The organism is Chthonomonas sp. (genome assembly GCF_035294165.1).
Taxonomy (GTDB): Bacteria; Armatimonadota; Chthonomonadetes; order Chthonomonadales; family Chthonomonadaceae; genus Chthonomonas.
The window spans coordinates 1-24,528 of record NZ_DATGLN010000065.1 but is presented as its reverse complement, the minus strand read 5'-3'; the positions used below and the strand labels follow the sequence as shown (position 1 = coordinate 24,528).

Genomic DNA, 24,528 nt, shown 5'->3' with positions numbered 1-24,528 from the left:
CCCAACCCCGCTGCCGAAGATGCTGGGAATATCCAGCTCGTTGGTAAACACATAGGTAAGGCCGTTTGCCCGCCCCTGATTATCCACCGAGACATGGCTAAAAGGCACATTGGGAATACCCGGCAAGGTGGTGCTGCCGATGCGGATCACCAACGTGCCCGTGCCGGCCAGGTTATCTGGCGCCTGGGAGGTATAGGCAATGCTATTCATCACCACCGACACAGGGTCGGCATTGCCGTGAATGCCCAAAAAGACGAGTTGTTGAGGGGGAGCGGCCAGAGTGGTCTCTGGCGCTCCCCAGGCCAGCCGGCAGAAAAGCAGGAGCGAGGCGAGTGCTATGCTTCCCTGCCAGCCTATGGTATGGAGGATTGTTTTTTGTTTGCGCATGTCCATCCTCTTCTGTGAAAAGTTTTCCTCTATTTCGATTGCGATGTTTTGCTATCGTCTGACGAGCCGTCCGCATGGGAAATGAAATGAACGACATCTCCCACCTGGAAACCGCTGCCGCTATCCACGGCTAAAATGGAAAGATGATCTCGCACCTCCACGATGTGGGCCTGTCCGGCCTCCACGTCCTTCGTGCGCCCGATTACGGTCTGTGTGTCCGGGTCTACAATGGCATGGCCGGGGTGCAAAATGTCGAGTTTATCGCCCATCTGCAGACCGGCATCGGTGCCTGCATTTAGATAGAGGTCTTGCGTGTTGTTGTCGCCCATCTCCACATCGGCAATGCGTCCTTCCCAAGCCACCGTCTGCATGCGGTTGCAGATAAACAGCACGGCTTGGGCAATAGCCCGCCGTACGGCCTCCCCAAGAGGCGTGTTGCTTATGGCGTCCATCGTAAGCCCCACATCTCCTTTGTTATAAGAGATTGCGGTGCCGCTGGCGGTGGCGCGCCCTACGGCATGAACCGAATCGATCACCTCGCCGGTAACCACATCGTAAATGCGCACATCAATGCCCACCATCGCCGTGGAATGCCCTGTGGAAAGACCAAGCGCCCTGCCTAAAACCCCTCCCGCTCCCACGCTGGACTCCTCGAAGGAGTACTCGGTAACCGCGCCGCGTATGAGGGCCTGTGCACCCAGCAGTTGGCCGGTTTTCGGAGCTGCGGTAGGGTTGACCCCACCGCTTGCCCCCAGTTGCTGCTCCGCCTGAATGTCCTGTAAAGCGCTGCGCTCAAGCACCACAAACCGCTTGCTTTCGACTAGCGCCGTGGTGAGCATCTCGGTAAGCCCCGTGCCGAAATCGGTTGGGGGTGGTATCTGAATGCTTGTGGTAGTCACGGTGCCCCCGCTGGGGGTGGGCGAGGTGTAGGAGGTGGCCGTTACCTTCACGTCCATATTCATCACGCCAAGGCGCTTGCGAGGCCCGTAATAGGGAGGCAGCTTCCGTAACGCTTCCATCAGAGCGCGATTCTCTTTGGGCGGCTTCTTCTTCGCCGAGTTCTCTCTATTGCTATCCGCCTCGCTCTGCCCTTGAGCGCCTGCAGGCTTGCCCGAATCGTCCGGCGTCTGGGCGGCGCGACACGGCCAACAGCAGCTTAGGAACAAGCAGAGCAACAGCCCAAGTAGGGTGCTTTTTTTGTTCATATTCGCTATCTGACCTCCAATGTTCTTAAAAAAACGGCCGGTTAAATTGGTTAAGGAGCCATTTCCGCTGCCTTATACACCCATTTTAACAACCGATCGTCAAAAAAACGTCAAAAAACAGGGTTTTTGAGGCGTTTAGCAAAAAATTTTTTTTGGCAGCAACTCTCGATACAACGTCAAATGGCGGGCAATCATTCGATCGGCCGTGTAAAGAGCCATCGCCCTTTGAAACGCGGCCTCAATAGAATGCTCTCGCAGGGCCGGGTCGCCCAATAATGTTTCGATGGCCTCTGCAAGGGCGGTGCTATCTTCCGGTGGCACGAGCCGGCCATAGCGGCCTCTATCCAGCGTCTCCATCAATCCCCCGACGGCGGTGGCCACAATCGCCTTTCTGGCAAACATGGCCTCTATGGCTACAATTCCTTGCCCCTCCTCGCGCGAAGGAATCACCACAATATCGGCCGCCGCGTAAAGGGGTTCAACCGACGGCAGAGGCCCCAGCAGCCTCACATTTTCAAGAGAGGAGGCCTGTTGAACCAGCGACTCTCGCTCTGGCCCATCGCCTGCTATGACCACCAGCGGTGGGACGGCCCGCATGGCGAGCTGCCGAGCCGCAGCAAGCAAAACGTCAAACCCCTTCTCTTTGGAGAGCCGGCCGATGGAGGCGACGAGGGGACGTTCCAATGGCAGGCCTAACTGTGCCCTAGCTTCCCTGCGCGAGGGCAGCTGTAAAAAGGGGGTAGGGTCAATGCCGTTAGGGATCACCTCCATCCATTGAGAGGGAATGCCTGCCGCCTCTGCGGAGTGTGCTACGGCCTCCGATACGGCAATAATGCGGCCTGCACGCTTAGCAGCCCATTGGAAAAAGAGCCGCTGGGGAGCGCTCAAACGAGGTACTAGGTTATGTAGGGTAAACACGAAGGGGAGTTGCGCGCGCCATGCGGCCGGCGCGGTTAGAAGGGCCGCCCATAGCCCGTGCGCATGAACAAGTTGCGGGGCGCAAGCCTGAAGACGTCGGGAAAGCTGGAACACGGTTCGGATGTGTTCCGGTGGGTTTTGCCGAAGACTGAACGTCATGGGGTACAAGGGCACAGAGAGGCCCTCAAGCACAAAATCGGGCGGTGCCAGCAGGAAAGGCTCCCAACCGGCTTGCTGCAAACCGGAGATCAGCGTGTGTAGATGACGTCGAATGCCCCCCACCGCCGGCCGGGTAACGAGCGCAATGCGCGTGGGCATAGCAACCGCTCTCAGCGCGGAACCTCTACCGCCTGCAAGGCCGCCTCTAACACCCTATCGGAAGTAAAACCTTCCAACTCCGATTCGGGGCGCACCATGAGGCGATGCCGCAAAACCGGCAAAGCCGCGTCCTTCACATCGTCCGGCGTCACGAAATCTCGCCCTCGTATGGCGGCCAGCGCCCTAGCCACCGTAAAGAGGGTGATGACGGCACGTGGGCTGGCCCCTAATAACGTATGCCGATTGTCGCGGGTTGCGCGCGCCACCTGAACCACATAGCGTCTCACCGCCGGTTCCACACGCACCCGCTCCACCTCCGCCCTCAGTTGCCCCAACTCTTCAACGCTCAAAAGAGGCGTGATGTTGGCCGTATCAAGGTCTTGTGCGCGAAAGCCCTCCAAAACCCGAGCCAGTATCTCCTCTTCCTCTTCCAAACTCGGATACCCGATCTTCACCATCAACATAAACCGGTCGAGCTGAGCCTCCGGCAGCGGATAGGTACCCTCGAACTCCACCGGGTTTTGGGTGGCACATACCAGAAACGGGAAGGGCAGATCGTAGGAGACCCCGTCTATCGTCACACGCCGCTCCTCCATCGCCTCCAGTAGGGCCGACTGCGTTTTAGGAGGGGTACGATTGATCTCATCCGCCAGCACGAGGCCTGCGAAAATAGGCCCTCGCTTCAAATTGAACTGCCCGCTGCGCGGGTCGAACACGTTGGTGCCCAAAATGTCGGAGGGCATGAGATCGGGCGTAAACTGAATGCGGGCGAACGATACGTTGAGAATACGGGCAAGCGTGCGTATGGCAAGCGTTTTGGCCGTTCCCGGCACCCCTTCCAACAACACGTGGCCGCCCGTTAGTAAGGCCACTATCAGCATCTCTATCAGCTCATGCTGCCCCACAATGGCCTTATGCATCTCCTCTGAAATGCGCTCCGCCACCTGCTGCACAGTGCCCACCGCTTCTACCGAATCGCCGGACAAAACCGGCGGTGCAGAAACCGCAGGTGGCACGCTCGCGGGAGAAACATTTTCAAAATCCGACAAGATGAAGCCTCCTTTTCCAGTCGTCTAGTGCGCGCACAAGCTCCTGAAGCTCTTCTTTTGAAGGGCGCCCTTTTGCCAGCGCCTGCTCACACCGCTCTAACAGGGGGCCTAATCCCTCTATATCACCTACCCCATACCGCGCAACCCTCTCAAGCAACACCGAGCGTGGTGTCTCCTCGGCAACACCCACAGTCACCGTCAAAGCGTGAAGAAAGGCCCTATAAAGCTGCTGTAGAGCGAGATCGGTGGCGCCGGCACGTTGCAGGAAGCGCCCCAGCGAAACCACATAGTCGGCTCCCGCCGCAGGCCTTGCGACGAACATCGGGCGAAGCGGGCCGCGCCGACGGTTTTCATTATAAATGATCACAAGCCAAAAAACAACGAGGTAGAGAACGGCCATCTTCAACGGCACGGGCAACACCTTCCAAACGTCTTCATTGCCAACAACTTCTGGGGCGCCGGCAAAGCCGTAACCGTGATGATACTCATCGAAAAGTATCCATCTATCGCTCCTGCCAACCGCCAGCGCGGCCAAATTGGTCATAAAAACGGCGTTGTCTTGCAGGGCAATGCCCTGGTTGTTTAACAACAGATCGTCCGCTACCACGATCAACCGTCCCTTTCCCACCGACTTCTCTACCGCGACATCTCCCTGAGCGTCCTTGAAAAGCACGCGATACGGCGCTCCCTGCCGAAACTGCAGGCGAATGGGTGAGCGAACCGCGATGGTATGCACGTTCCGCAATAGCGGGTCGGTCGCCAAAGTGGGCGCGACCTGCACCACAGACGGCACAGCTTTGGCGGCCACATTGGCAAGGTCACCACTAAGCGGGTCTCTGGCGTCATAGCCGCGCACCGGCAAGCTCGATGCATAAAAGAGCGTGCCGCCGTTCTCTACCCAACGCTTCAGCGCCTCTACCTCCGCCATAGAGGGCTGCCGTGAATCCTCAAGCGGCTCCTGCACAATCAGCAACGCTGCCCGTCGGTCGAGCCGGCTCCACGGCCCGGCCAGCCGCTCCACCGAGAAGCCTAACCGGTCGTAGAGCAGATAGAGCGCCTTTAGCCCAATCGGCCGCGAACTTAAAGAGGTGGGAATGTCGGAGGGTAGGGTGCGGCTGCCGGCACGATTAAAATAGATGAGCGCTAAAAACATGCCCACGAACAGCAGCCCCAACAGCAACTCATAGGAGACCCGAACGCTACGCACCGTTCACACCCTCCTGCGCACTACGAGCGGTTGCACCCCCCAACAGGTTCACAACGGTTTCATAGGCGTTTAGGCCTCGCCGATAGTCCTGCTCTTCGGCGGCAAACTGGCCGTACCAAAACTTGTCGAAATCTCTGACCAACGGCGCGATGACCTCGTAAAACCGATCCAAGCGCTTGGCCCGCAGCGTCCTCAAATACTCAAAGTTCGTGCGGTCTCGCGCATATTCGATGATCTGAGCCTGATCGAGCCGGCACAATATCGCCAAAAAGAGCGCGCGAAAAGCCCGCCGGTAGTCTCCGGCAGCCGCGAACTGCTGAGCCTGTTGCAGCAAAACCTCCGCTTCGGGCAGCACGACCGGTGCCGGCTCCGGCTCGGTCGTCACCTTAAAAGAGGGCTTCTCTTGCTGCTTGGTAAGACGCGGCCATATCGCGTTTCTTACCAACCGCCATAAGAGCCAACCGCCTAATAACACCAACCCCACAACAAGTATATAGACCACAGGTCTTGGAATATAAGACGCGGCCATGTTCCCAAAATGGAGACGCCGTTGCAACCAATGCCAAAACCGTTCCAAAGCGCTATAGAGGTGGTGGAAGAAATTTTTAATGGCCTTTAGAATCGGGTTTGCAGAGGAGGTCGGCGTAGGCCGAAACTCGGAACGCGAGAGAATCTCCTTTAACGCCGTGCGCACCTGTGCAGGGCCGGGCGTTTGCGCCGAACAGGCGGCATTGAGAAGAGCGCAGAAAACAAACACCAAACTTGGAAAAAGCAGGTTCGACACCGTTCGCCGGCTGAAGGGTTGGAACCCAAAGAAGCTTTGTTTCATAGACGCTCCTCTCCAGCATAAAGCCGCTGCACCAGAAGGCGCACATCGAGGGCCTCTCGCCGAATGCGGCAGTCCACATAGAGCTTTACAACAACAATGAGAATGTAGAGAAACGTGATGAGGGCGACAACAAAGGAGATAAACGACTGAAGTGGCTCTGATAGGAGCGGAGGAAAAGAGAAGCGATCGAACACATAGCTTAACGGCGAAAGCGCCGCCAACTGCAAACAAAGCACCACAGGCAACAGCAGCGTTGTGGTAATCCATAGTCTCAGCGCTTGAGAGCGCGAAAGGAGGCTTGCATTACGCTCCCATACGGCCCCCACCGGCAGCTTTTCATAGACGATCAGCGGGCAAGCAAACAGAAAATAGCGCGTTACAATTCCTACTGCTACCATAAAGCTCACAAACAAGTCCGCAAACAAAAGCACAAGCGTCACAACAGTAATCACATCCCTCGCGAAAAAGGTATGTGACGCCCATATAACCAATGCCAGGATCACATAAAACAGCATCTGCATAACAAAAAATGCACCAAGAAAGACCACGATGGCGGTGAGCGCCAGTGGAATGAGTCGAAAAGCAGGAACTAGTCCCTGCCGCAGGGCTTGCCGAAAAGAGAGCGGTTCTTCATCGAGTAGCAGGGAGAGAATATAGAGGCAGAGGGGCCCCGATGCCACCAACAACACGCAAAACGAGAGAAAGCCCGGCACCGCCGCGCTTGGTGAACCGATAAGGAGGAACTTGCCTATAAGGCTAAGCACGGTATCGGTTGGGATGTTCTGTGAGCTGTAATCCAATTGCAAGATATCGGGGCGCATCCAAAGCACCTCAAGCGCATAACAGATCACATGCGCCGGAAGATAAAAGAGCGCCGATAGCAATAATAAAGGGCGGTATTCGCTGCGTAACAGGTCGAAGGAGCTATCGAGAATGGCCATAAGAGGCATCGGGTTCGTCTTCACGGTTTGCCTTGTTAAAGACGCCGACGCCGGCCTTTTCGATGTTTCCGCAGGGTTCTGCACGAATCGCTGAACGGCCATAGTGTTTAATTCTCCGCAAACGCGCTTTATCCTTCCTCATTGAGCGCAAATACTACTCGCCACCGGTTTGCGGGGACGAGGGGGTCTCGCCCGAAGTAGGGGCGCTTGTAGAGGGGTGTGAAGGCGTTAGTGCAGCCTCCCTAACAATAGAAACGTAGATTTTCACGCGCGAAAGGGGCTGTCCCTGAAGGTTATAGGCCTTCACCCCATCCGGCAGCACCAACTTTGCTTCCAATGTGGCATCGGTAGTAAGCGACTGTAGCTCAATAGGCTCTGTGCTTACAACAGAAAGACGCCCTAAAAGTGTAGGTAAGCCTTTAAGCTCCACTTGGCTCGGTAGCGCCGCGATACGCTCGACTCGGTAGGGGGGTGTTGGAAGCGAAGCAACTTGTGGGCTAACCACGGCGATCTGAAAAGACGGCTCGGAAACCAAATAGGCCGTTACATGCGCCGTTGGAGGAGAGATGTCCACATCCGTAACGGTAATCCCCTGTTTGTTCACCGCTTGAATGGCAAAATCTCCACGCACAACCCCATCTGCGAGAAGGGTGGGGTAAACGTTTAGGCGGGCAACGGCGTCTACATAGTCCTCTCGCCCGCTCACCTCGGCATGGGCCGGCACCACCTGTAAGCTTTGATAGGTATAGCCTAAAGGCGGCGGTGGGAGCACGGCATGAACCGGCAGCACGCGCGTGATTCGGGCATAAAGCTGAATGTGCAACGTTACCGGCCCCTCGATGTGAATTTGCTCCATCACATCCGGCTTCAAAGTCGGAACGGTATAGCGGGCCGGCACAATGGCCACATGGGTGTTGCTGCTTTGGCCGGCCAAATCCACATCGGCAACCACATCGCCATCGCGCATGTTCTCCACGAGAATGCGAGGCCCGGTAACACGCACAAGAGGATGCAGTGCCGTAGCATCGCAGATCACGTCGTTCGGAACGTTGTGAACCTGCACGGTCGCTCTGAGCGGCACCGTGATCTGTGGGTTCATGTTGTGCTCGGCCTGCACGTAGAAGTAGAGCAGAAGCGACAGAAACAACGAGATGAGTTTCAGCCCGATGTTACTCTGCAGCCGTCCCAATAGAGCAGGAAACCCGCTCGGCGCATTCGGTTGGCGAATAAAAAGTCTCATTTCACGGCCCGCCTATTCCCAAACAGACGCTCTGGCGGTTGCAACTGACGAGTAAGACGCTCGCGCAACGTCTCTCGATTAAGCCCTCGGATGAACTTATCGCCCATGGCCAGCGAAATGGTTCCCGTCTCTTCAGAGACAACCACAATGATCGCATCGCTGTTCTCCGCCATCCCCATCGCGGCTTTATGGCGGGTGTGGACGGCAGCCTCCACTCGTGGCCGATCGGTAAGGGGCAACACACATCCGGCTGCAGCGATCCGGCCACGCCGAATCACCACCGCCCCATCGTGCAGGGGTGTCCCTTTGTAAAAGAGGGTTTCCAAGAGCTGATCGGTCACCACCGCATCAATCGGCACACCGGTCGTAATGATCTCATCGAGGCCTGTCTGGCGTTCAAACACGATGAGAGCACCGGTACGGTTTGCGGATAGGTGGTAGGCGGCCATGGCAACGGCATCTATTACGGCACTTAGGTCTTCGCGGGGCAGAAGCGTTAAGCCCTGGCTCCAGAACCGCGGGCCAAACTCCTCGAGCGCATGGCGCAACTCCGGATAAAAGAGAATAACCAGAGCAACCGGCCCAAGAGGCAACACCTGTCGCAGCAGCCAGTTCAGCGTATCGAAGTGGAGAAGGGAGCTGAGGTAGAGCGCCGCCGCCAATGTAAACAGCCCCCCCAAAATCTGCCAAGCCCGCGTGCCGCGAACCAACAGGAGGAGCCGATAGATGAGGTAGGCCACAAGCAAAATATCAAGCGCGCCATACCAGGTGATATGCGTGCTAATCGCATGGAGCGCTTGTGCCGGTGTCATTCAGTGCTTACTCCCCAAAAGTTGGGCATTGCCCTATCTGCAAATGGAGATAATAACCCCTCTTCAAAAAAGTTGTGTTCCTCGTAACCCAAACAGCCGCGAATCTATAATGGCACCAGGTTTGCTGACAAGTTAGCCCTCATTATACCCTAGCGAGAGGGCGAATCGCCGTTGCGGCTCCTCGAAGGAAAAAGGTAGAATAGCGTGTGTGCGAACGCCCATACCACGCATCTATCGAGGAGAACCGTTATGACCGCCGTTGCCGAAGGCCTACGCGATGTAATTATTGGAACCTCCACCATCTGCGAAGTGCTCCCATCCGGTCAACTCTTTTACCGAGGCTACAGCATCCACGATCTGGCAGACCACTCCAGCTTTGAGGAGGTGGTCTATTTGTTGTGGCATGGTCGTCTTCCTACCCTCGCCCAACTCGAGCGCTTTAAAGCCCAACTGGAACAGGAGACGGCCTTTGCCGAAAACGCTCTCTCCCTCCTGAGGCTCTTCCCGAAATCGGCTCCTCCGATGGATGCGCTGCGTACGGCGGTTTCGGCCCTCGGCATGTTCGATGCGGATAACGGAATCCATACTCCTGAAGCAAACTTGAGAAAATCGATCCGACTTCAAGCCGCCATGCCCGTGCTCGTTGCCGCCTTTGAAAGACTGCGTCAAGGCTTAGAACCCATAAAGCCTCGCCCTGAGCTGGGCATCGCCGGCAATTTCCTTTATATGCTGCGAGGGGAAGAAGCCGACCCGCTCTACGTTCGTACCCTCGACATAGACTTTATTCTCCATGCCGACCACGAGATCAACGCCTCCACCTTTGCCACACGGGTCACCGTCGCTACCGGTGCCGATATCTATGCGGGCATCGTGTCGGGCATCGGTACGCTCTCCGGCCCCAAACACGGCGCCGCAGCCGAAGAGACCATGCGAATGCTTCTGGAAATCGGCGACATCTCGAATGTGGATGCCTATATTCGCCCACGCCTCACCGGCGAGAAGCGCATCCCCATCCCCGGTTTTGGGCACGCCGTCTATCGTGCCCCCGACCCGCGCGCCCAACATCTTCGCGAAATGAGCCGCAAACTCGGCGAGTTGCACAACAACCTGAAATGGTTCGAAATGACCGCCGCCATTGAAAAACTCGTCGAAGAGCTAAGCAACACCCCCGAACGCCTCGCCGCCGGGAAACAGCCTATCTACGCCAACGTGGATTGCTTCTCCGCCTCCTGCTACTATGTGATGGGCCTTCCCATCTATCTCTACACACCCCTCTTCGCCATTAGTCGCACCGCCGGATGGTGCGCCCATATGATGGAACAGATCCAACACCCGAAGCTCATTCGCCCGCGCGCCGAGTATGTAGGACCGCATGACCTGCCCTACATACCCATCTCACGGCGCGAAAACGGAAGTTATTAACATCTTTACAACCGAAACCGAGACAACGGTCGTGCGTAGAATCTCTTTGACGTATTAATACAATGCCAAACCGTTGCTATTTGAAGGCCGACTAGGAGAGACAGGTGTGCCCACGCCCGCCGTTGAGGAAAAACTGAAGACACTGCCCACTCGCCCCGGTTGCTATCTCTACAAAGGCGAGCAGGGTGAGATTCTTTATGTTGGGAAAGCCATTAACCTGCGCAACAGGGTGCGCTCCTACTTCCAAAAAGGGGCCAATTTAACTCCTAAAGTGCGCCGCCTGGTGAGCAAGATCACCGATCTTGAGGTTATTGTCTGCGATAGCGAGCTAGAGGCCTTAGTGCTTGAATGCTCTCTCATCAAAAAGCATCGCCCACCGTTCAATGTGCGCCTGCGCGATGATAAGCAGTACCCCTATCTCTGTATAACGACCTCCGAGCCTTTTCCACGCCTTATCCTTACACGCCGCGTCCGCCAAGATAAAAACCGCTACTTCGGCCCCTACCCCAACTCGCGAGCGGTTCGTACCACCATGGAGCTTATCAACCGCATCTTCCCGCTTATCTCTTGCGGTAAGCCCTTCGATGGCAGCCCCGTGCGTAAACCTTGCCTCTACTACCACTTAGGGCAATGCATGGCGCCTTGTGCCGGCCTTGCGGATAGAGAGGCCTACATGGCCGCTGTTAAAGAGGTGATAGACTTCCTAGAAGGGCGCCAAGAGCACATCGTCCAACGGCTTAAACAACAGATGGAGGAGGCCGCCGAAAACCTTGAATTTGAACGTGCTGCCCGCCTGCGCGACCAGTGGCAGGCCGTGGAGGAGACGCTCCAACGCCAGAAAGTCCTTACTACCGAAAGGATCGATCAAGATGTCATCGCCGTGGTGGAGGATAACACTGGCCTGAAAGAGGCCTGTGTGCAGATGTTCTTCATTCGCGGGGGCAAGCTCATCGGGCAAAACCATTTTCTGGTGGAGGGCACCGAGGAGGAGAGCCTTAGCGATGTGGTTCGTGAGTTCCTAAAGCAGTACTATCAGGAGGCCGCCTCGATCCCCGAGGAGATTCTCCTCCCCTGTGATATTGATGAGATAGAGATCGTACGTCAATGGCTGCGCCAAAAGCGAGGTAAAAAGGTGGAAATACAGGTGCCGGTGCGGGGAGAGCGCAAACGCCTGGTGGAAATGGCCACCGAAAATGCCCTGCACGCCCTCGAACAGATCAAGGCCGAGATGCGCGCACGCCTCGATAACACCGTGCAAGCCCTCACAGAGCTGGCCGAGGCGCTTGGTCTGGAGGACATCCCGCAGCGCATCGAGTGCTACGACATCTCCAACACACAAGGAGAACATCAGGTTGCCTCTATGGTCGTCTGCGAAAAGGGAGAGATGGTGCCCCAAGAGTATCGCCGCTTCAAGATCAAACGCAGCGATGGCAAACCAAACGACTATGCCTCGATGCGTGAGGTGATCATGCGCCGTCTGAAAGAGGCCAAACAGGGCAACCCCAAGTTCACCCGATTACCCTCCCTCATCATCGTGGACGGTGGGCGTGGACAGGTATCTGCGGCAGAGGCCGCCATGGAAGAGGTTAATCTCCATCTTCCCCTTGCCGGTCTGGCCAAACAGTTCGAGCATCTCTATCTGCCGGGCGAGCCAGACCCCGTTATCCTGCCGCGCAACAGCCAAGCGCTCTATCTGGTGCAACGCATTCGCGATGAAGCCCATCGCTTTGCAAATACCTTTGGCGCCAAAGTGCGCCAACGCGCCCAAACCCACTCCATTTTAGAGGAGGTCCCCGGCATCGGGCCGAAGCGTCGGCGGGCCCTCCAACTGCATTTTGGTGGCCTGGCCAAAATACGTGCTGCCACCATCGAGGAGTTGGCCGCTGTGCCCGGCATGACCCTCAAGCTGGCCACACAATTGTATGAAACCCTGCATCCAAACAGCTTCGTTGGCGAAGTAAACGGCATTTCTGCAGAAACAACCGACTAAATTTGACAATGTAGCGCTTTAGCGCACATAATGCGTGTAGTGCTTCGATTTAAGAGGCGTAAACCCTTAAAAAACAGACCCATCGTTCAAAATCGTCCCCTACCGGAAGGGATGTATACCATTCGCAACGCGCAGATAACCGATCAAAGTAAAGCTCTTGAAGAGAAGGTCTCTTTAGCTCATGCGCGGGTTTTGAAGGATCGGCGCACAAAGAACCTCATTCCTCGTCTACGCCCCGGCGATATCGCTCTCATCGCTCACCAAGACTTGGATGCGGTAGCGGCGCGTGCGCTTGTGGAAAAGCGCGTCTCTGCCGTAGTCAACGCCGCGGCCTCCATCTCCGGGCGTTATCCCAATCGAGGGCCTCTTATTCTTATGCAGGCCGGCATCCCACTCCTCGACGCGGTGGGTGAAGAGGCCTTTCTCCTTGCGCCGGATGGAAGCCAAGCCACCCTGATCGGGGATAGCCTTCGATTTCAGAACGGCCTCTGCTTGCAAGGCAAACGCCTCACCCTGGAGCTTGTAGAACAACAGATGGAGGCCGCTCGAGCCAATCTCGATCATGAGCTGACGCTTTTTGCCAAGAATACTCTGGCCTACATTGAGCGTGAGAAGGGACTGCTTGCGGCTCCCATCGAGGTGCCTCCCTTAAAAACCCGGTTTGCCGACCGCCACGTGCTCATTGTGGTGCGTGGCGAGGGCTACAAACAGGATTTGGCGCTTTTGTTGGAGCGCGGTTACCTCCACGATGCCCGACCGGTGCTGCTGGCCGTAGATGGGGGCGCCGATGCTCTCTTGGAAGTTCACCTTCGCCCCGATGTCATTCTTGGCGATATGGATAGCGTGAGCGATGAGGCGCTTAAATGCGGGGCCGAACTGGTGGTGCACGGCTATGCCCGCGAAGATGGGCGCGGCGCCCCAGGGATGGAAAGAATTAAAAAACTCGGCCTACATGCGCATGTCTTTCATATGGCGGGCACCAGCGAGGATGCCGCCATGCTGCTGGCCGATGAGCTTGGCGCACGTCTCATTGTAGCCGTTGGCACCCACTTCTCTTTAGAAGAGTTCCTCGATAAGGGGCGACGTGGCATGTCAAGCACCTTCCTCACCCGCCTTCGCATCGGTTCAAAACTTGTGGATGCCAAAGGGATAGGGCGTCTTCTGGAGACGCAACCTCATCAACTGTTCCGCGCATTTGCCCTCATTCTCCTCGCAGCATCTACTCCCATCATCGCCATGCTCTTCATCTCAGGGGCCGGTAAGGCCCTGTTGCGCTTTCTCTCTGTGCTTTGGCACTACCACTTTCGCTAAAAAAGGAACATCAGGTGGGACCCGGTTTCAAATATCATGTCATCACCATTTCGGCCATCTTCCTCGCGCTTACCGTGGGGCTTGTGGTCGGCAGCCTTACGGTCTCCCCACGTCTCGTTCGCACCTTCAGCGGTGCCTTGCACAACCTTAACATCACCGTGCAACAAGACCTTGCCGCCAAGCGCCAACAGGTGGCCAACTATCAAAAATTTTTAGATAAGGTGATGCCTTCCTTGGTTCAAAAAGACCTCCAAGGCCAAGCCGTTACCCTCATTCAAGTTGGCGACTACTCCGACCCCATTCCCGCCATCCAAACCGTGGTAAGCCAAGCCGGGGGTGAGGTGGTAAATGTCATCACCCTACAACATATCCTGTCGGATGATGGCAGCCTCTTAGATCAAAGGCTCAACGAGCTGCACTCCGATCATCCTAACCTGCCTCCTACCCGTGCCAAACTGTTGAATCTCCTCGCCACCACGCTGGTTAAAGGAGAAAACGCAAGCGAACCGGTGCTCGGCCCCTTGCAAGATGCCGGCCTCATCAGCTTCCATTCCAGCTACCCCATACAGCCCGTCTGCCATCGTTTTGTGCTGCTTGCCGGCAGCCATGCCGACGCCACCGCCCGCGTAACCGCTGTGGACGCCCCACTCATTGCCGCACTGCAGCATCTAGGCGCTACGGTGGTGATGTGCGAACCACAAAATGCCGCCGTCTCCGATGTGCCCGTCTACCACGCCCTCGGACTGCAGGTTCCAACCATTGACAACGTAGACGATCGCATCGGTCTCTATAGCCTTGTCCTCACCCTACAAGGGGGAGTAGGCGGTGACTTCGGCGTGAAGCCTACCGCCAAAGACCTTATTCCAACTCCAAGCTCCTCGTAAAATGCTCTCCGTTCTCATTCCGGCCTACAATGAAGAGACACGCATAGGGCAAACCGTACTTGCCGTAAAACGCGCCTTGCCCGAAGCGGAATGCCTGGTTATAGACGATGGCTCGAAGGATGCTACGGCACAACGGGCCGAAGAGGCCGGCGCCGATCTCGTCTTACGCTGCCCTCATCGGGGCAAAGGGGCTGCTCTACAAGCAGGTTTGAGGGTGGCCAACGGTGATATCCTGCTGCTGCTGGATGCCGATCTGGAAGAGACGGCGGAGGCAGCGGCCGCGCTTGTGCAGCCGGTGTGCAAAGGGGAGGTGGATATGTCTATCGCCGTCTTCCCAAAAACCCAGAAGGGAGGAGGGTTTGGCCTTGTTGTTCGCCTCGCACGATGGGGCATTCGCAAGCTTACCGGATGCACTTTTCAAGCACCTCTCTCGGGGCAGAGGGCGCTTAAGAGAGAGCTTTTAGAGCAGATCGGCGGTTTTGAGACCGGCTGGGGAGCCGAAGTGGGGCTTACGGTGCGTGCCCTGCGGCTGGGAGCGCGCCTTGTGGAGATAGAGCTGCCCATGCGCCACCGCGTTACCGGCAGACGAGCGACCGATCTGCTGCATCGGGCGATGCAGTTCTACGCGGTAGCCCGCATCCTTCTGCGCCTCTGGCTCGCTCCCCACCGGCGTCCGGAGGCTGCAACGCGCAAACTAGGGGCGCCTTAAAATGGACTACCGCCTCCTTGCTGCCTGTTTGGTTATTTTTGTGGCGCTGCCGTGGCTTGGCGAAAGGCTTTTACGTCGCTGGGGGCATCTGCAGACCAACTTTCGAGGAGTGGCTATTCCGCAGAGCTTCGGCGCCGTCGTTCTTCTCCAAGCGTTTCTGCTCTTTTGCCTCCTCGCCATGCTCTGGCCTCAGCAGCGACAGCAGTTTCTAAGTTGGGGGCTACTCTGTGTCGTCTTTGGACTGCTCGGCCTTGCCGATGATCTATGGGGAACGCCGGACTTTAGGGGGTTTAGAGGGCATCTGCGGGCGCTCTTTCAAAACGGAAAACTCACCACCGGACTTCTGAAAGCTGTGGGCGGCGGCCTGTTCGCACTGGGGTTTAGCTATGAGAACTTCGCGCCGAACTGGCCAAGAGTTGTGCTTGGAGGGCTTGTTATTGCCCTTTCTGCCAACGCCATCAATCTCCTTGATCTGCGCCCAGGGCGCGCTATCGCCGTTTTTCTGGTCGTCGCTCTCCCTCTTCTCCTGCAGATAACAAAACCCCTTCATCACCCTCTCTTCTTCCTTATGCTCTGTGCGGCCTCTTTATGGCCTTACGATGCACGGGGCCGAGCGATGCTCGGCGATGTTGGCAGCAACCTCCTCGGAGCGGCCGTGGGGTTCGCCTGTGCAGAAACCCTCTCGTTAGGGGGGCTTGTGGGAAGCCTGCTCCTGCTTTGTGCCTTTCACGCGCTTACCGAGCGCGTTTCCCTCTCGAAGCTGATCGAAAAAAACCGCATTCTGCGTTTCCTCGATCACCTCACGGGCCTACGTTGAGCACATACCCATCGTAGGCTGCCACAATGTGTGCCTTCCCTAAGGCCGCCTCCAACTGTTCGTGGGTAAAACCTCCATTATGGGAGAAATGGGTGGCTACAATGGGGGTCTCTAAGTGAATGACCTCGTTTTCAAGAAGCCACTGCTTCATCTTCACCACATCGGAAATAGACATATGCCCCCCATAATCTCCTTCAAGAGGGCCTTTTGTGCACTCTACGATAACGGCATCCAATTTAAAGTTTAACAAGAAGTTCCACGTCTCTTCATCGTACCAGCCGGTATCGCTGGCATAGAGTAGGGTAGTGCCCTGCATATCACGCAGCACGTAGTTGAAGCAGGTGATGGTCGGATCGTGATGAGCTACAATGGGTGTCACCTCATAGCCCGCGATCGTCTCCGTTTTCCAGGCACAAAGCGTGTGGAGTTCAAGGGGAAGAGCCGACTTTTGCTGCATGGGACACAAGGTCTCGATAACTTCTGGTGGTCCATAAATCGGTAAGGGATGTTCAAGCAGCTTAGAGACGAAATGCACGCCGCTATACTGCAGCTCTGCCGGACAGAAATGGTCCTCATGGGCATGCGTAAACAGCAGCGCCTGTAACGTGCGTAGTTCGATGTTATGGGCTATCGTATGGTAGAAGGTATCGGGTGGAAAATCTATTTTAAGGCGTCTATCTATGAGCAGAGAAGAGCGCGTGCGCACATCTTTCCCTTTATGCACACGGGCATAGGTGCACACGCCGCAATCACAAAAGAGTCCGGGCCATCCTTCCGCAGCTGCCGTCCCCAACAGCTCCACACGCATCGCAAAACCCTCCTTAATAGACTCGTATCGTCGCCTGTCGGCGAGCAATATACAGACGATCATATATACCCTGTAAGCGTGGAGATTTCCTATCCCTTTCTGAGAGGAAGGGGTGGTACTACAGAATGCCGACGCTCAAGCCCCCCTCTCCTCCCCCCGCACGCGGGGGAATGCTGCCCTCCCTCCCCCTGCAGGGGGAGGGGCAGGGGTGGGGCTGCAGAAACTGACAATCTCACGGCTCTAGAGTCAGTCGGTATAGCAAGCCACCCTTGTTCGCCCCCTATCCCGACCTTTCCCCCTATTAGGGAGAAAGGGGGCGGTTGTGGTTAGTTTCCGAAGGGAAGGTTATCATAGGAAACCGCCAATGAACTTGCTGGTCTCCCCTCTCCCAAATTGGGGGAGGGGTGGGGGCTTGTAGGGGTAGGCCTTGAAGAGCTGGCGATACGGCTGTCATTTCGAGCCGAAGGCGAGATGAACACCTGTTATTTCGAGCCGAAGGCGAGAAATCTTAAGTTTCCATTCCCACCCGTTCTGAGGGGGTAGGGGGTGGGGATGACAATCTCACCGTTCTAGAGGCAAATTGTACAGCAAGCCACCCTTGTTCGCCCCCTATCCCATCCTTTCCCCCGATTCGGGAGAAAGAGGGCTATCTTGCTGGTTTTGCAAGGGGAAGGTTATCATAGAAAATCACCAATAAACTTATTGGTCTCCCCTCTGCCGAATCGGGGGGTGAGAGCTTGAGGAGAAAGGTGCCGTCCGCAAAAGCGCCGTTTGCTAAGACCGCCAATCGCGAGATGCCTATCTACAATTGGGTAGGAAGTTCGGCGCTCGAGTTGCTTAAAAGAAAAAGACCCCGGACATCCGTGTCCGGGGAAGGGAGCGCGGCCTCCATGCCGCTTTAGGTCTCGTGTTCTGGAGGGGTCGTTTGAAAACTCAGGCCGCTTTCCGAAGGGGTTTGGACGGCTTGGCCTCAGGAGACGAAACGGCCTTCATCGGCTTCGAGGCTTCGGCAGGAGCGTCCTCAAGTTGGAATCGGCTTGTAAGCTCCTCCAACCGATGCGCCATGTTGCCGAGTTCCGCGGCGGTTGCGTTTACCTCCTGCATTCCGGCAGCCTGCTCTTCAACAGAAGCGGAGACGTTTTGCGTGGATGCCGCAACCTCTTCTGCGGCGGCGCTCATCTCCTCCGCGCCCGCGGCCGTCTCCTCACAGATGGCGGCTACGCTCGCAACGGCCTCGGAAACCTTATCCGCCGATTGGCTCATGTTCTCCACCAGCCGCATATCTTCTGCCGCGTTTACGGCAACCTGCTCCACCGTCTTTTGGACTTCGGTTACGCTCTCAGCCATCTGTTCCGCCAGGGCGGCGATGCTTTCGATATTCGCCGTAACCTGTTCTACCGAAGTGAGAATCTGCATCAGCGCCGTGCCGGCCTTCTCGCTTTGGGATGTTCCTAAGGCTACCTCTTGACTGCTCGCATCCATGGCGGTTACCGTCTGTTGCACACCCTGCTGCACCTCGCTAATGAGCGTGCTGATCTGCCCTGTCGCTTGGGAGGAGCGTTCCGCCAGCTTACGCACCTCATCTGCCACCACCGCAAAGCCACGTCCATGCTCTCCGGCCCGCGCGGCCTCGATGGCCGCGTTGAGGGCGAGCAGATTGGTCTGCTCGGCGATTTCGTTGATGGTTTGAATGATCGTGCCGATCTCCTGTCCCATCTTGCCAAGATGTTTCACCTTCTCCACAGCCACTTCCACCTGTTGACGAATGCGCCCCATGCCCTCAATGGTCTCTTCAACGGCTTTGGAACCGGCGTGAGCATCCTTCGCGGACTTCTGGGCACGCTCCGCGATCTCCTCGATCGAGTGGCTCACCTGCGAGACGATTTGGGTGGCCTCCTGCATTCCCTTATTCGCCTTTGTTGCAGCTTGCTGTTGTTCGGCCAACGTTTGACGAATATGGGCGATGGCCCCTTGCAAGGTCTCTACGGCAGCGGCTGCCTCGGTGGCCGCTCGGGCCTGCTGATCGCTGGCACGGGCGATCTCTTGGCTTGTCGTGGCCGATTGGCTTGCCGCTTGCGCCACCTCCTGAACAGAACCCGCGATCTCGTTGGCCGCTTGCGCCGTCTGCTCCGCAGAGACGTTCAACTGACGACTCATCGTGGAAACCGCCACGGCGTTTTCCACCAACTGGGCAATAAGATGTAGAAGAGCCTGACGCGAAGCCTCATAGGAATGCACCGTGCTCTTTATCTTCGATAGCATCTCGTTGAAGGTAGAGGCCATGTGTCCGATTTCATCCTTTCGATGAATGTCTAAAGCCTCCGCATCTACTTCTACCTTAGCCGTCAAGTCGCCTTCGGCTAAACAATGAATAGCTGCCTCTAGCTTCGAGATACCATGATCCTGCAGCCACCGCATTCTGTCGGAAACCTGTGCAAGCGGCTTTGTGATGGCAGTGGTCGTGAGCCACGCAAGACCTAAACTTAAGATCGCTGCAACGACTATAAGCGCGGTAAACTGCAAACGGGAGGCAGCCGAGAGGGCTAAAGAGGCCTCATGCATCTGCTTGGCGCGTTGGCGGGCATCCTGAATATAGTCATCGAGTGTTTTCTCAATATCGTTGAGCCAGTAGCGTCCACTCTCCTCGGAAAGCTTTTGAGCCTGCGCGTCCTTGTTTTGCCGGGCAAGCGCCCGAACTTGCCGATCGATGGGCAAAAAAGCGCTCCAGTCGCTCTCTATCTTTTGAATCGCCGTGCGATCGGCGTCGCGTGTTGCCTCTTTTTTCCACTGAGAAAGCGCATCTTGAAGGGCCGATTCGTATCCCTGCATCTCCTGTGAGTAGCGCGCGATATCCGAGGCACTGCTAGCTAAAATGAGATCCTTCTCATCGCGGTGGAAGCGCAGCATGTTGGAGCGCACTCGCACCCCATCATTCAAAAGCCGTTCGTCTTGGTAGAAACGACTGTTGATCTGCACGAGGGTATTCATGCGAAGCAGGCCAAGGACGCCTAAGCCTAGCATGGAGAGAATACAGACTCCAAAGCCAAGCGCCATTTTATGTGACGTGCGTAAATCGAAGAACCAGCGCATTTTCATCTCCCTGAAGCAGCAAGCTGTTTTTTTGGTCTAGGTCAACCTCTGTTAACCTTCGGTGTAGGGATTTTCGCAAAAACGCGCCATTTCTTTAGGGTGCATGTCCATCTATTGCTAATTTGTTCACACATCTGGAATCTGTGATGGGCTATAACTTCCCTCTCCGTCCTGATAGGGGGCGAACAAGGGTGGCTTGCTATATAGACTGACTCTAGAACCGTGAGATTGACAGCCCCACCTCTCGGAACTGATGGGAATTGAAACTTAAGATTTCTCGCCTTCGGCTCGAAATGACAGTGGTTCATCTCCCCTTCGACCCGAAATGACAGGTGTTTATTTCACAAGAAATGACAGTGGTTCATCTCACCTTCGGTTCGAGATGAGATTTACAGGGCATCCGCACCGTCGCCCGATTGACAACGAAGCGAAGTGCACAGTATACTTGCCTGCGGTTCGAGTTTTGGGGTGCATAACCCCACTAAGATGCGAGCCTATATTGACTAAAGATAGCTCACCATGAAGAGATTACTGAGAAGCAGTTTCTTTGTTTGTGGATTTATAACCGTTTTGTTGTCCGTATCGCTCACGGGGTGCAACAAACCGTCGTCCACTACAAACCCATCCGGGCCTACGAACAGTGTGCCCCCGCCCATTCCATCGCCGCCGGTTACCAACCCCACCGGCACGGCAAGTAAGACCCCCGTTACCGATGCGATAAACCGCTTATTGGAGGAGCAGGCAACGACGCCCTATCCGGTGTTGCCGCGGGGCACAAAACTGTTGGGAGCACGGGTAAAGGATGGCGTGGCTTATTTGGATTTTAACAGCGCCTTTAATCAGCTGGCCAATATGGGGGACACCACCGAGTCGGAGGCTCAAAAGGCACTGCGCCATGCCTTGCAGGGCATTCCGGGCGTAAAAATGATGGCCGTTACGGTGGAGGGAAAGCCCTTTCAGAGCCAAATGACGGACTGGACGACGCCCTTCCCCATTGCAGATTTGCCCCCCGCTCAGCCTAGCAGCCAAAAAACCTCTGAGAGCAACGAGGCTAGCCCGTGAGCGCTCCGTTTCTCGGTGTGTTCGATTCGGGAGTGGGAGGGCTTACGGTAGTTCATGCTCTGCGCAAGGCGGTGCCGCATATACCGATTTGGTATGTGGCCGACCAAGCGCATGTGCCTTATGGCGGGCGTCCTTTGGATGAGGTACGCGGTTTTGCGTGCGGCATTAGCGAGGCTCTTTTAGCCAATGCCACTGCGGAGTGCGTGGGCGTGGTAATGGCATGTAATATCTCTTCCGCCGTCGCTTTACCGGCGGTGCAGGCGAAGTACCCGCATGTGCCCGTTTTGGGTGTGGTCGAGCCAGGAGCACAAGCGGCCGCGCATCACACGCGGAATGGTCGCATTGGGGTGCTGGCCACGGAAGGAACGGTTCAGAGTGGAGCCTACCGCCAGGCGTTGCACCGAATAGCTCCCGACATCGAGGTATATGAGGTCGCGTGCCCCGCCTTTGTGCCCATCGTGGAGGCCGGTACAGAGGGCAGCGAGGCGGCTAGGGAGGCCGCCTGCCTCTACCTGCATCCATTGGAAGCTCACGATGTAGACACCGTTATATTAGGTTGTACACACTACCCCTTTCTGCTCCCCCTCTTGCGCCGTCTCAGCCCGCAGTTTGTGTACATAGACCCTGCCGAACCCACAGCGGAGGCGGTTGGCCAGGTGTTGTCTTCTCTTGGGGTGCAGAGTGCACCGCGTCATCGGCTTTTTACCACCGGCGATGTGGGCGCGTTTCATGCCCAGCTCGAGCGTCTCTTCCCCGATCTGCTTCTCGTTTCCGAGGTCAAATCGGCCCGGTGGGATGGTGGGCTGCTTGTATTGGATTGAACCAGGCCGTCTGCTTCTTTCATAATGGGCAGGCAACCCCTGCAGGGGGTGCCACAACGGGGCAACATCAACACATACCGTAGGGGCAGGCCGCGCGCCTGTCCAGTTAAACACGCCAATGGGGTAGCCACCAAATAGGGCGCCCTCCCCCTCAAGGGTTCCCCCTACGCTCTATGCAACGCGCGCCTGAAGGGCGTTGTCATGCTGGAAGATGGTTACGGTAAGAGGGGCCGATTCGCCGGGCACATCGGGCAGGTACGGCTCTAGGATGGCACCGAGTTGCTCGTCTACCTCGCGCTCCCAGTCGCGGGGGTGAGCGGCGTGTTGTTGCCGTTGCAACAGCCATTCCAGCGCCGTAGCGTCCCATTTCAGTTCGATGCCTTGCGCATGATAGCGTTGGATGAGTGTCTGCAGGCAGGGCGTGGTGAGGAGAGCTTCGCGTTCCATGGGCGATGGCGCCCTCATGCACACCTCGTCCATCTGCTCCACAAGGTCGGGTTCCAGCACGCTTTCGGCTAGCTCGCGTGGGTCGGGTGTCTGTTTGGTATGGCCGCCGACCAGCCCCATTCTCCGCAGTTGCTCTGGGTTAACGTCGGCGGAGAGCAGGGTAATGGTGTCGCTAAGGAAGATGCGTTTGCCACACGAGTCGGTGAGGAGGCCGGTGGCGATGGCCTGGGCCAGCAGGCTGCGAAGGCTTTTGTGGCAGGATTCGATGTTGCGACAGAGGAACACACAGCTGCCGAGTTGGGCAATTTGATGGATGGGCAGACGGCTTTCGTAGCCCACATAGCCCGGAGGCGATCCGATAAATTGAGAGATATCGTGAGCCTCGCGCATGCCGGCAAGGTCAATATCCACAAGGCGGGCGGCATCGCCGTAGACGGCTTCGGCGATGGCTTCGGCAAGCGGACGCGCCATGTGGCTCATCTCTCCGATAAGTAAGAGGGTGGCGTTGGGACGTTCGGGGTGGGTATCGAGGCCGCGCAAACTAACACTTAGGCGATGGACAAGCGCCTCGGCATCGCTGGGCAGCATCAAAGGGCGTTCCTGCAGCACCTGTTTCAAGCGGGCGATGCGTTCGGCGGGCGTCAGCAGCACGCCGGTCATACGGCGGGTTATCTCGGCCACGTCGCTTTCACGCACCTCGGTCTGCCCTTTTGCCAGCGCGTGGGCGACGCACTGTTCTAGCAGGTCTACCCCTTTGTCGGGGAAGCAGCGGTTGCGCAGACAGGTATTGGCCACCTCTAAAATCTGTTGGAGAACCCCATTGCTTACGTTAACGCCGCGCAGGCGTTGCAGCTCATCTCGGAGCGCTTCGAGGATGGCGCGCGTTTGAGCGAGCGTTGGCTCCTGAACGCGGATGGGCTGAAAGCGCCTTTCGAGGGCGGGGTCGGCTTCGATAAAGCGGCGGTATTCGTCGTCGGTGGTGGCGGCAATGCAGGCGATCTCCCCGCTGGCCAGTGCCGGTTTTAGGAGGTTGGCGAGGTCGCTCCCCCCTCCGGCGGCGCGAACGATGGTGTGCATCTCATCAATAAAAAGCAGCACGCCGGTACGGCGGGCTTCGGCGAGAAGGGCCTGCACGCGCTCCTCGAACTCACCGTGCACGTGGGTGCCGGCGAGGAGAGAGGCCGGTTCAATAGCCCAAAGATGAGCGTTTTGTAGGAGGGGTGGCACGTCTCCGCGCGCGATATATTGGGCCAAGCCTTCCACAATGGCCGTTTTGCCGACACCTGCCGGCCCGATGAGGGCCGGGTTGCGCTTGGTGCGTCGGCAAAGGGTTTCTATGACCATCTGTATCTCCTCTTCGCGCCCGACGACCGCGGAGAGGCGACCTTCACGAGCCGCACGCGTTAAATCTCTCCCATAGCGCTCCAGAAGGGGGCAGAAGGGCTGTTCCCAAGAGGCGTTTTGGGGTAGAGGAACAGGCTCTTCCAGCTCATAGCCGGCTCGGGTAAGGATAACCGCGCAAAGATCGCGCACTTCGATTTGAGCCATGTTTCTTGCCTGTGCAATGCACTCTGCTTCGGCAACCACCTCCTCTTCGGAAAGCTGCGGTCCGTTGTGACCCTGCTGCAGGCGACGCTGAAGTAAGGGGAGGAGCGCTTCGGGGTGGATTTCTTGGGTCATCTGTTCCACCAGGCCGCGATGTTGGCCGAGAAGTACCAGCAGCCAGTGATCCAGTGTTAGGGACAGGCCTGGTGACCGAAGCGCCCGAACGGCCGCCACGAGATGACGGCTTTCGGGCGATAAGGGTATGGAGCTATTTGCTTTCATAGAGACACTCGCTCTCACTTGTTGATATTTAAACGCATCATACCGTAACGCAAACTTTGTGTGGAGAGGGCAGGCTTGATTTTTGCCCTAGCGCCAGACCTCCCATCTCTGCCAAAAGCGTATGTTTGTATATTATGCTCTTTGAAGACAAAAGAACTGTCTACAGTTGCCGATCCCTCTTCGAGGTTCTCGGAGGGAAAGAAAAAATATGGCGAGACCTACCTGTCTGCGGGTAGGGTGGCCATTTCGGGCTTTTTGCCATGGGAGAGTGCTTTAGCTAAAACCTCGATCATCTCTTCCACCTGCTCTCGCACTTTATGGGTGGTGAGAGGCAAGATGACCCCTTCGGATGTGAAGCGGTGCCCTTTGAAAGCGTAATTCAGCAGCCGAATAGCTTCTGGGGTAAGGCGGACGTGGGGGGCGAACCGGATGGT

21 protein-coding genes are annotated in these 24,528 nt (G+C 56.8%); 8 read left to right on the top strand and 13 right to left on the bottom strand.

What is annotated here, in order from left to right; translation table 11 throughout:
- The 9 genes from VKV29_RS03195 to cdaA form a co-directional block, all read right to left on the bottom strand.
- The coding region (locus VKV29_RS03195) for a hypothetical protein (RefSeq protein ID WP_324199853.1) at positions 1-387 on the bottom strand (387 nt) is incomplete at its 3' end.
- A gap of 29 nt (positions 388-416) precedes the next feature.
- Positions 417-1,592, bottom strand: a complete 1,176-nt coding sequence (locus VKV29_RS03190) for a CsgG/HfaB family protein (protein WP_324199852.1) — start codon at positions 1,590-1,592, stop codon at positions 417-419.
- A gap of 135 nt (positions 1,593-1,727) precedes the next feature.
- Positions 1,728-2,828: a glycosyltransferase family 4 protein gene (locus VKV29_RS03185; protein ID WP_324199851.1), complete on the bottom strand. Its 1,101-nt coding sequence runs from the start codon at positions 2,826-2,828 to the stop codon at positions 1,728-1,730.
- 11 nt (positions 2,829-2,839) lie between these two features.
- Positions 2,840-3,748 carry an AAA family ATPase gene (locus VKV29_RS03180; RefSeq protein ID WP_414647338.1) on the bottom strand — a complete coding sequence of 303 codons (909 nt, stop codon included), beginning with the start codon at positions 3,746-3,748 and terminating at the stop codon, positions 2,840-2,842.
- Positions 3,749-3,863: 115 nt separating this feature from the next.
- Entirely contained in the window at positions 3,864-5,084 is a 1,221-nt protein-coding gene (locus VKV29_RS03175; RefSeq protein WP_324199849.1) for a DUF4350 domain-containing protein, read from the bottom strand.
- Positions 5,077-5,913 carry a DUF4129 domain-containing protein gene (locus tag VKV29_RS03170; protein ID WP_324199848.1) on the bottom strand — a complete coding sequence of 279 codons (837 nt, stop codon included), beginning with the start codon at positions 5,911-5,913 and terminating at the stop codon, positions 5,077-5,079. Before VKV29_RS03170 ends, VKV29_RS03175 begins: the two co-directional genes overlap by 8 nt.
- Positions 5,910-6,956 carry a hypothetical protein gene (locus tag VKV29_RS03165; protein ID WP_324199847.1) on the bottom strand — a complete coding sequence of 349 codons (1,047 nt, stop codon included), beginning with the start codon at positions 6,954-6,956 and terminating at the stop codon, positions 5,910-5,912. The genes VKV29_RS03170 and VKV29_RS03165 overlap by 4 nt, the downstream gene beginning before the upstream one ends.
- A gap of 52 nt (positions 6,957-7,008) precedes the next feature.
- Positions 7,009-8,094: a hypothetical protein gene (locus VKV29_RS03160; RefSeq protein WP_324199846.1), complete on the bottom strand. Its 1,086-nt coding sequence runs from the start codon at positions 8,092-8,094 to the stop codon at positions 7,009-7,011.
- Positions 8,091-8,906 (bottom strand): diadenylate cyclase CdaA, encoded by an 816-nt coding sequence (gene cdaA, locus VKV29_RS03155; RefSeq protein ID WP_324199845.1) that lies wholly within the window; start codon positions 8,904-8,906, stop codon positions 8,091-8,093. The genes VKV29_RS03160 and cdaA overlap by 4 nt, the downstream gene beginning before the upstream one ends.
- Before the next feature lie 249 nt (positions 8,907-9,155).
- On the opposite strand from cdaA, the gene VKV29_RS03150 reads away from it, so the two are divergent.
- The 6 genes from VKV29_RS03150 to VKV29_RS03125 all read left to right on the top strand — a co-directional run bounded on the left by VKV29_RS03150 (position 9,156) and on the right by VKV29_RS03125 (position 16,039).
- Positions 9,156-10,328: a citrate/2-methylcitrate synthase gene (locus VKV29_RS03150; RefSeq protein ID WP_324199844.1), complete on the top strand. Its 1,173-nt coding sequence runs from the start codon at positions 9,156-9,158 to the stop codon at positions 10,326-10,328.
- A gap of 106 nt (positions 10,329-10,434) precedes the next feature.
- Positions 10,435-12,318, top strand: a complete 1,884-nt coding sequence (gene uvrC, locus VKV29_RS03145; RefSeq protein ID WP_324199843.1) for an excinuclease ABC subunit UvrC — start codon at positions 10,435-10,437, stop codon at positions 12,316-12,318.
- A gap of 30 nt (positions 12,319-12,348) precedes the next feature.
- Entirely contained in the window at positions 12,349-13,629 is a 1,281-nt protein-coding gene (gene steA, locus VKV29_RS03140; RefSeq protein ID WP_324199842.1) for a putative cytokinetic ring protein SteA, read from the top strand.
- 14 nt (positions 13,630-13,643) lie between these two features.
- The gene (locus VKV29_RS03135) at positions 13,644-14,513 is read left to right on the top strand and encodes a copper transporter (protein ID WP_324199841.1); all 870 of its coding nucleotides are present in this window, start codon (positions 13,644-13,646) and stop codon (positions 14,511-14,513) included.
- 1 nt (position 14,514) lies between these two features.
- Positions 14,515-15,222 (top strand): glycosyltransferase family 2 protein, encoded by a 708-nt coding sequence (locus VKV29_RS03130; protein ID WP_324199840.1) that lies wholly within the window; start codon positions 14,515-14,517, stop codon positions 15,220-15,222.
- A gap of 1 nt (position 15,223) precedes the next feature.
- Positions 15,224-16,039 carry a hypothetical protein gene (locus tag VKV29_RS03125; RefSeq protein WP_324199839.1) on the top strand — a complete coding sequence of 272 codons (816 nt, stop codon included), beginning with the start codon at positions 15,224-15,226 and terminating at the stop codon, positions 16,037-16,039.
- Here VKV29_RS03125 and VKV29_RS03120 read toward each other — a convergent pair.
- Both VKV29_RS03120 and VKV29_RS03115 read right to left on the bottom strand, forming a co-directional pair.
- Positions 16,023-16,847, bottom strand: a complete 825-nt coding sequence (locus VKV29_RS03120; RefSeq protein ID WP_324199838.1) for an MBL fold metallo-hydrolase — start codon at positions 16,845-16,847, stop codon at positions 16,023-16,025. The genes VKV29_RS03125 and VKV29_RS03120 overlap by 17 nt on opposite strands.
- Before the next feature lie 933 nt (positions 16,848-17,780).
- A complete protein-coding gene (locus VKV29_RS03115) occupies positions 17,781-19,937 on the bottom strand; it encodes a methyl-accepting chemotaxis protein (RefSeq protein ID WP_324199837.1) in 2,157 nt (718 codons plus the stop codon).
- Positions 19,938-20,456: 519 nt separating this feature from the next.
- Between VKV29_RS03115 and VKV29_RS03110 the strand changes: the two genes are divergently transcribed.
- Positions 20,457-20,999, top strand: a complete 543-nt coding sequence (locus VKV29_RS03110) for a GerMN domain-containing protein (RefSeq protein WP_324199836.1) — start codon at positions 20,457-20,459, stop codon at positions 20,997-20,999.
- Positions 20,996-21,820 (top strand): glutamate racemase, encoded by an 825-nt coding sequence (gene murI, locus VKV29_RS03105; RefSeq protein WP_324199835.1) that lies wholly within the window; start codon positions 20,996-20,998, stop codon positions 21,818-21,820. The genes VKV29_RS03110 and murI overlap by 4 nt, the downstream gene beginning before the upstream one ends.
- A 171-nt stretch (positions 21,821-21,991) precedes the next feature.
- Here the strand turns inward: murI and VKV29_RS03100 are convergent, their stop codons facing one another.
- Positions 21,992-24,094, bottom strand: coding sequence for an AAA family ATPase (locus tag VKV29_RS03100; protein ID WP_324199834.1), 2,103 nt, complete (start codon positions 24,092-24,094; stop codon positions 21,992-21,994).
- Positions 24,095-24,312: 218 nt separating this feature from the next.
- On the bottom strand, positions 24,313-24,528 hold a 216-nt coding region (locus VKV29_RS03095), incomplete at its 5' end, for a hypothetical protein (protein ID WP_324199833.1).

Excerpts from the sequence above, each read along its gene's own strand:
- VKV29_RS03190 (WP_324199852.1), bottom strand. The coding sequence starts at position 1,592 with ATGAACAAAAAAAGCACCCTACTTGGGCTGTTGCTCTGCTTGTTCCTA.
- VKV29_RS03185 (WP_324199851.1), bottom strand. The coding sequence starts at position 2,828 with ATGCCCACGCGCATTGCGCTCGTTACCCGGCCGGCGGTGGGGGGCATT.
- VKV29_RS03180 (WP_414647338.1), bottom strand. The coding sequence starts at position 3,748 with ATGCATAAGGCCATTGTGGGGCAGCATGAGCTGATAGAGATGCTGATA.
- VKV29_RS03170 (WP_324199848.1), bottom strand. The coding sequence starts at position 5,913 with ATGAAACAAAGCTTCTTTGGGTTCCAACCCTTCAGCCGGCGAACGGTG.
- VKV29_RS03165 (WP_324199847.1), bottom strand. The coding sequence starts at position 6,956 with ATGGCCGTTCAGCGATTCGTGCAGAACCCTGCGGAAACATCGAAAAGG.
- VKV29_RS03160 (WP_324199846.1), bottom strand. The coding sequence starts at position 8,094 with ATGAGACTTTTTATTCGCCAACCGAATGCGCCGAGCGGGTTTCCTGCT.
- cdaA (WP_324199845.1), bottom strand. The coding sequence starts at position 8,906 with ATGACACCGGCACAAGCGCTCCATGCGATTAGCACGCATATCACCTGG.
- VKV29_RS03150 (WP_324199844.1), top strand. The coding sequence starts at position 9,156 with ATGACCGCCGTTGCCGAAGGCCTACGCGATGTAATTATTGGAACCTCC.
- steA (WP_324199842.1), top strand. The coding sequence starts at position 12,349 with ATGCGTGTAGTGCTTCGATTTAAGAGGCGTAAACCCTTAAAAAACAGA.
- VKV29_RS03130 (WP_324199840.1), top strand. The coding sequence starts at position 14,515 with ATGCTCTCCGTTCTCATTCCGGCCTACAATGAAGAGACACGCATAGGG.
- VKV29_RS03125 (WP_324199839.1), top strand. The coding sequence starts at position 15,224 with ATGGACTACCGCCTCCTTGCTGCCTGTTTGGTTATTTTTGTGGCGCTG.
- VKV29_RS03120 (WP_324199838.1), bottom strand. The coding sequence starts at position 16,847 with ATGCGTGTGGAGCTGTTGGGGACGGCAGCTGCGGAAGGATGGCCCGGA.
- VKV29_RS03115 (WP_324199837.1), bottom strand. The coding sequence starts at position 19,937 with ATGCGCTGGTTCTTCGATTTACGCACGTCACATAAAATGGCGCTTGGC.
- VKV29_RS03110 (WP_324199836.1), top strand. The coding sequence starts at position 20,457 with ATGAAGAGATTACTGAGAAGCAGTTTCTTTGTTTGTGGATTTATAACC.
- VKV29_RS03100 (WP_324199834.1), bottom strand. The coding sequence starts at position 24,094 with ATGAAAGCAAATAGCTCCATACCCTTATCGCCCGAAAGCCGTCATCTC.